Raw genomic sequence first — 2,835 nt, 5'->3', positions numbered from 1 at the left:
GCATGACGATTACGAGGGAGGTGTCATTTTGATACGTTTTCAAAGAAAGAAGAAAAGACATCAATATATTTTGATAGGAGGGATTTTTGTTATAGGAGGATTCATTGTTGTTGGAAGCTTGTACAAAGATAATTTACCTTTTCTAGACAAAGTTTCTTGGAGTGAACCTCAACAAGTAAGTCAATTATTTTCCACTTACCACGAAAACATTATCTTAAAGAATAAACTAGCCACTGAAAATCAGGAGGAAGCAAATGTTTATAAGTTGGAACATGAAAATAAAGCATTTAAAAAAATTCTAAAAACAGAGGCTAAGGTAAAAGCCTATAAGCCTGTAACAGCTACCGTAATTGATCGTTCCATAAATAATTGGAACAATGAAATAACAATTGATAAGGGAAAGAGGCAGGGGATGAAAATAGACATGAATGTGCTTGGCACAAATGGAGTTATTGGGAAGGTATCTAAAGTTTTCCCGTCAACCTCTATAGTAGAATTAATTAGCTCAAACCTTAGGACAAATCGCATGGCGGTAATGTTAAAGGATGGGAAAAGTGTGAATGGAACATTAGAAGGCTATGATGATAAAAAGGGTAATTTAATTATTAGAAAAATCCCCAGTGAGGCCGAGATTAACGAAGGGGATAAAGTTCAAACCTCCCCTATCAGTTCGATTTTTCAAGGGAAACTAGCTTTAGGAAAAGTAATTAAAGTGAAACCTGATGAGTATGGACTAACAAAACAGGCTATTTTAAAGCCCTCATCGAACTTTAATAATATTAGTGAAGTAATTGTTATCAATTCAAAAAAACAATGGTAGGGAACTTGATATCACATCTTAATAATAGTCTTTTATCTTATGTTTTTATATTCAGCATTTAAAGTTTTCTATTTTCCAATGAGGTATCGGTTTGTGATAGCTATATACTTCTCTTTATCTGAAAAGAAGAATATGAAAAGTGACAATCTAGAGATTGAAAAGAGGGATTAGATGAGAGAAAATATTTTAATTGTAGAAGATGAAGAAGAAATAGGGAGCATATTAAAAATGGAACTTGAGCATGAAGGTTATCAAGTGAAAATTAAAAACAATGGAAGAGATGGTCTCGAAACAGCCTTATCTAATGAGTTTGATTTAATTTTACTTGATATTATGCTGCCTAAAATGAGTGGTATAGAGGTCTTGCGTAAATTAAGAAAGAGAGAAAATTACGTCCCTATTATCCTTTTAACAGCCCGTAATTCAACTCTAGACAAAATCATGGGGTTAGATCATGGAGCAAATGATTATATAACTAAGCCCTTTAAAACAGAAGAATTGTTGGCTCGGATACGTTCTTTATTAAGTTATAAGTATCTTGTTATTAGGAAGAAGGCAGAAAAAGACTCGTTATTATCAATTAAAGACATGGATATAAATACCGACTCAAGAGAAATAATAAGAGCTGGGCAAAAAATCTGCTTAACTCCTAAGGAATATGATTTATTAATGTATTTAGTTCTCCATAAAAATAAGACGGTTACCCGTGAGGGCATCTTACTAAATGTATGGGGATATGAATACGAAGGAGATACAAATATACTTGACGTTTATATAAGTTATTTGAGAAAGAAAGTTGAAGAAGGTTCTAATACCCCACTCATTGATACTGTTCGAGGTATAGGATATACCATTAAAGAAAGTTAAAGAAACGCATAATGGATTTTACTTCTAAGCGTTGAATTTATACATCCAGTTTACTATGGCATTTGATGTTAAAGTTTTTAAGAGAAACTTTATATAACTGAGTACAGAAGATTAAGAAATAATTTCATTTATTCTTAATCTCTTTTTTATTCAAATCTAATTTTTATTTGATAAATTGAAGAAAAGCTTATAAGGAAGCAAGAAAATCATAGAAAACTTATTTCATACTCCATATTATGAACTTTTAGAATTGGGGTATATAGCTATAGCATTCATTAATTATATAAAAATTTCTTATTTTTCATTTTTATACAGAAGGGGAATATCTCATATGAAAAAGGTACTAATCATAGAGGATGAAGAAGGGCTAGTAGAATTTTTGGAACTAGAACTAAAGTATGAGGGGTATTTAGTTGACGTAGCTTATGATGGTCGTACTGGTTTAGATAAAGCAACTAAGCAAGATTACGATATTATATTACTTGATTTAATGATGCCTGGATTAAATGGCATTGAAGTGTGTAGAAGGCTAAGAACAACTAAGGATACTCCTGTTATTATGCTCACAGCAAAGGATAGYGTCATGGACAGGGTAATGGGTCTTGATAATGGAGCTGACGATTATTTGTCGAAACCATTTGCCATTGAAGAATTATTTGCAAGGATGCGAGTTATTTTTAGACGTCAAGAAAACAACAAGATAGTGGATCAGAAGCTACTATTAACATTTAAAGATATTGAACTTGATTTGGAATCAAGAACGGTGATAAAAGAGAAAATGCTGATTGAACTCACGAACAAAGAATTTGAACTTCTAGCTATTTTCATGCGTAACGTTAATAAAGTATTAACGAGAGATATACTTTTAGAGCAAGTGTGGGGGTACGATTCAGTTGTTGAAACGAATGTTGTAGATGTATATGTTAGATATTTAAGAAACAAATTAAGTGTAGAGGATAAAGAGTTATATATTCAGACCATCAGAGGGGTTGGATACGTGATGCGTGATGCTTAAATGAGAAAATGGATAAAATATATAAAAGACTTACCTATAAGGTGGAAGATAACTTTATGGTCTTCCATGTTTTTATTTGTTCTTTTTCTCTCTTATAACCTCTTTCAATATATTGTGATCGATAATAGCTGTC

General features: G+C 31.8%; 3 protein-coding genes. All 3 read left to right on the top strand.

Annotated features, from left to right (window positions below; translation table 11 throughout):
• On the top strand, positions 1 to 820 hold an 820-nt coding region (gene mreC, locus AC1DRF_RS21770), incomplete at its 5' end, for a rod shape-determining protein MreC (protein WP_477741674.1).
• Positions 821 to 991: 171 nt separating this feature from the next.
• A complete protein-coding gene (locus AC1DRF_RS21765; protein WP_427075393.1) occupies positions 992 to 1,687 on the top strand; it encodes a response regulator transcription factor in 696 nt (231 codons plus the stop codon).
• 331 nt (positions 1,688 to 2,018) lie between these two features.
• A complete protein-coding gene (locus AC1DRF_RS21760) occupies positions 2,019 to 2,702 on the top strand; it encodes a response regulator transcription factor (RefSeq protein WP_427075392.1) in 684 nt (227 codons plus the stop codon).
• Positions 2,703 to 2,835 lie beyond the last annotated feature (133 nt).

It is taken from the genome of Priestia sp. P5_B4 (assembly GCF_056400385.1).
The sequence above is the reverse complement of the archived record's forward strand: the minus strand, read 5'-3'. Positions and strand labels throughout refer to the sequence as shown.

Coding starts and splice junctions, on each gene's coding strand:
- AC1DRF_RS21765 (WP_427075393.1), top strand. CDS start 992: ATGAGAGAAAATATTTTAATTGTAGAAGATGAAGAAGAAATAGGGAGC.